The sequence below is a fragment of the Desulfoluna sp. genome (assembly GCF_030145185.1).
Taxonomy (GTDB): domain Bacteria; phylum Desulfobacterota; class Desulfobacteria; order Desulfobacterales; family Desulfolunaceae; genus Desulfoluna.
In genome coordinates, this window is sequence record NZ_JAQYWB010000146.1 from 1 (window position 1) to 4,658 (window position 4,658).

Consider the following 4,658-nt stretch of genomic DNA (forward strand, 5'->3'; position numbering starts at 1 on the left):
TCCTTGGTTTGTCATGTCAGAAATACGCATGTATTGATGAAATTTCAGAATGAATTTCAATTAAAAAGGCAGGTTACTTGTTGGAAATGAGTGTCTCACAGATTGGCATGGAGGTCAAGCGCATGGTGCCTGTCCCCTGATTTTCTGATTTTCCCTGATTTTCTGATTTTTATTCATCAGATGTGGGCGCCTGTCCCCTGGTTTTGGGTTTCCCTGGTTTCATAACGATCCGAAATCTTCAAAAAGAAAAAATACGGTATGGGAAAGGTATTTCTTTGTGCAGAATTGTTACTAATAATTTGACACCGGCCCCGGCCCGATATATGCGATATATGTAAGCTAACGTTAGGATATATAAAAGATTTATTGTTACAGATAAAGAATACTCATTTCACTCCTGTTTAAATTTCAAATCATTTTCCCGATCCGGGTGAGTACGGTAAAAAGGCCTCTCACGGCCCTTCCAGGGACCACTCTTTAAAAAAGGATACCCATCGATGAAGAAACGACTTTGTCTTGTTTTGTTATTGTTCATCATTGTTTTAACAGTCGGCTGTGACGATATGATGAAGGTATCGGGAAGGATCACACTCAACAAAAGGATCGATCTTGAAGGGATTGCGGTTACGGTAAAAAGCGGCTCAAAGTCCCTCAGCGCAAAAACCAACGAGTATGGCATCTATTCACTGGAGGTCCCGAGAATTACGGGGCGTTATACAGTCACGGCCTCTCACACGGGATATGTGTTTACCCCCGGCCGGATTGAAGGTGAAGTCGACGATAATACGCCCCCAAACATCACCGGGCTAAATTTTACGGCAAAAACCGAATGCACCATAAAAGGCACCGTTACCTGTCAGGGGATCGGGGTAAAAGGCATCAATGTCGCCTTATACGACATTGATAATCAGGAAGGTCTTCACGGGCGGTTGATCGAAGTGAAAACGGACCAACATGGAGATTACGCGCTCCCAGTCGTTCCCAACGAGTCCCTCAGATATACCATGACATTGCATTCAGGTGCCCATGCATTTAAACCCCATGGCTCCCCTTTCAAGCCCGAAGGCTATGTTATCGATGTGAGCGGGCATACGCCCGATGAAATAACCGGCGTAGACTATGAGGCAATCCCCAGCCGTGCCATAAAGGGGTATATTGCTTTTAACGGTGACATAAATATCGACCTGACCGGTGCCTACACCGAAGACGGCATAGAAAAACATGTGGACTTGACGACAACGACGACCCAGGACAATCGGGATTTTAGCTTTTATGTGACGGCTAATACCTGCAAATACACCTTAACGCCCATGACTCCCGGTTATACGTTTGTCCCCCAAAAAACTGCCATATATGTCAGCGAAAACACCACAGTCGTCTACCCGGGAGAGAGAATACCCCATTTCAGGATCATTGCCACGCGCACCATACGGGGCTCCGTCGCGCACAATGGGGCCCGCCTGAGCGGGGTCGCAGTGAGTCTGCTGAGACAGGACGGACAGCCTCAATTCGACGCCACGACAACAGACGGGAATGGGGATTATGAATTTGTCGTGCCCGTCACCGAGGCCACGTATCGCGTGAGGCCGCGTTTAACCGGGTATGTGTTTGAGCCCGAAGAACTCCCTGTTGCCGTAAGCGAGAATACGCCTGTCGCAGGAATAGACGGATTGAACCTGGCCGCAGAAAAAGGATGTCTCTTAAGCGGAAACGTTAAGGGCGAGGGAATAGGGTTTGACTCCGTAAAGATCCATGTGACGGGCGACAGAACGGTAACCGCGTTCACTGACAGTGAAGGCGATTATTCCGTCACCATACCTGGGCCCGGGGGGTATACGATTACCCCGGAAGCCGGAGGGGCTGAATTCGATCCCGCAAGCATCTCTGTTTCAGTGGAGGGCACCGGCGGCAGTGACGATGTTTACGGCCTGGATTTTGAGTCCATGGTCCCCTGCAACGAGAAGGTGTGGGAGGGAGACTATGCCATCGAAACAGAAGCGCACTTGGCTGCTATTGCCGGCTATACCCGCATAACGGGAAATCTGGATATTTCAGGCTCAAAAATCAGCGATTTAGATAGGCTGAAATGCCTCAGAGAAGTGAAGGAATTGTCTGTCCTGGATACCCGGAAACTTGTCAGTTTAAAAGGACTCGCCAATCTTACGTCAATCGATACCTTGAGTATCAAGTACAATACGGCCCTCGAGAGCCTGGACGGCCTGGAGGGGGTTGCCTCCACCATTCATTCCATGGAGCTGGAATCCAATACGAGCCTCTCATCCATTGACGCACTTGCAAACGCGACGATAGAAGGAGATGTGGCGATCATCAACAACGATGCCCTCGCGTCTATTGAAGGGATGGAAGGGCTTGTGAACTGCCGCTCCCTTGAGATAAGCGCAAACCAGTCACTTGAAGACCTTTCCCCCCTCGAAAATCTCACCCAAGTCGTCAAGACATTTTCCATTGAGAACAACCCTGGGCTGACCTCGCTGACGGGTATAAACAATCCATGGGTGAGTCGTTTAATGATCAACAACAATGATTCCCTTGGAAGCCTGGAAGCGCTTCACAGCCTGGCCACCCCCCAATATGTCTCAATCATTGACAACGACGCCCTCGTCGATCTTGCCGGGCTGGAATCCCTGCCGGAATACCTGAAATTATTGGAGATAAAAAACAATGGGTCCCTTACGACCCTTGAAGGCATTAAAGCTGTACGAGTACGTGACATGGATATATCGCACAACAACGGGCTTACAAGCCTGAAAGGCCTGGAAAGTCTCGTCGGAGTGAATCGCTTCGTGCTTGGCTACAATCATTCACTGATACATTTAAAGGGCATGGAGAACATTGCCTCCCTTAGAGAATTCAGTTTATCCTGTAATTATGCCCTGACAACCCTGGAAGGTATAGGCCACAGCACCAGCATTCAAGAACTTGCCATCACGTACAACCATTCAATGGTCAATCTCCAAGGCCTTGGCGAAAACTCAATTGACAGACTCTATATTAACTACAACAACAGCCTGTTGACTCTTGGCGGACTCAATGGCCTTGCATCCCTGAACTCTCTAATTTTATACGACAATAAATCACTTACACATATTGATGCATTGAGAGATGTCTTTTCCGGTACAGTCGAGGGGCACATCCACATTAAAACAAACCATTCGTTGAAGAACCTCGACGGATTAAGCAATATCACAAGTGTTGAATATCTTTCCATCATAAGAAATGAATCCCTGGAGACTCTCAAAGGGTTGAGCAACCTGGCCCGAGTTGAAAATACCATGTCCATCGGAAACAACAGCCAGCTGAAGGAGCTCGGACTGACCAGCGTCTGTTACATCGGCAATTATCTGACAATACGTGGAAATGCCCAATTAAGCCTTCTTAAAGCAACGGCTTTTGCAAGACAAGTCCAGGGGTGCGACGGCATTGACGGAAAAGTGGACATCTCTTTATCCCCGTATGATGAATGTCCCTGGAATTAGGGATGGGACAAAAATAAAACCTGCAAAAGCGATGCCTCCGGCGGCAAGGTGAGCCACCTTGAAAGCTGGTTGCCGCTGCGCTTTAACCCTTCTCGGGTTAAGGCGCAGCGGTATTCTTTGGACGTTTATTTTGTTTCTGAACCCTTAGCCCGGATATTTCACGAATCGAGAGAGAAAAGAAAAATGCGGGACAGGCGACATGCGCATGTTGAGTTGAGTTGAGTTGAGTTGAAGAGAACAGGCCCCCCAAAGCCGCGCCCTCGTCTTAGCCCGGCTCGCCCGAAGGGTGAGAAAATCAAACAGAATACCGTAGATTACATTTTGCATTTTTGAAACGACTGAAAATATTATTGCAAGGAACTGTCATTACAAATAATTCCTTAACCCTGATTGTTTTTTCATGAAATATCCGGGCTAACCCGCGTCAATAAAGCCTGTCTGAACAGAGTTCAAAGACGTGAGGACAACGCCTTGGAACCGATCCCACGGAGCGGTAACAAACCGAATACAGTCCCCCGGGGTCGATCCAACGGACTCTTTTGAAATCGCTTTATTTAGCCGTCGTGGTGCCTGTCCCCTTGTTTTCTGATTTGCTGATTTTATAGAGTCACCGGTGTGGCACCTCAAGGACCCGAAAGGAAGACGTCGTATGTGGAAAACGCTATGGCAACGCACTCGCCTTGACTGGCTGCAGATCGAAGTGAGCTCTGTCTGCAGCAATGCCTGCATTTACTGCCCGCAGACCGCATACGAAGCGTGCTGGGAAGACAGATTTCTTGCCCCCGAACAGATAGACGCCATCCTCCCCTTTCTTCACCCGAAGACCTACATCCATCTCCAGGGCTGGGGAGAGCCCTTTGCCCATCCGCACCTGGTGTCCATCATCAAAAACGTGAAAGCAAAAGGTTTCAAGGTCGGCACCACCACCAGCGGCATGATGCTGGATGACGACACCATGGAAGCGCTGGTGGACATGGGCCTTGACCTGATCGCTTTTTCCACTGCCGGCTGCAGCAGCAAGGAAAATGACCCCATCCGCCAGGGCACCACCCTTGCGCAGGTCATCCGCTGCATCGACACCATCCAAAAGTGCAAAGCAGCAAGACACACCGCGCTTCCCAGGGTCCATATCGCCCAGATGCTGCTTCGGTCAAGCCTGCC

At 49.1% G+C, this 4,658-nt stretch carries 2 protein-coding genes; both read left to right on the top strand.

The genetic code is table 11. The features are described 5' to 3' along the window. Nucleotides 1–497 precede the first annotated feature (497 nt). The gene (locus Q1Q75_RS22450) at nucleotides 498–3,497 is read left to right on the top strand and encodes a hypothetical protein (RefSeq protein WP_300675439.1); all 3,000 of its coding nucleotides are present in this window, start codon (nucleotides 498–500) and stop codon (nucleotides 3,495–3,497) included. Nucleotides 3,498–4,146: 649 nt separating this feature from the next. Beyond that, a partial coding sequence (locus tag Q1Q75_RS22455; RefSeq protein WP_300675441.1) for a radical SAM protein occupies nucleotides 4,147–4,658 on the top strand: 512 nt, incomplete at its 3' end.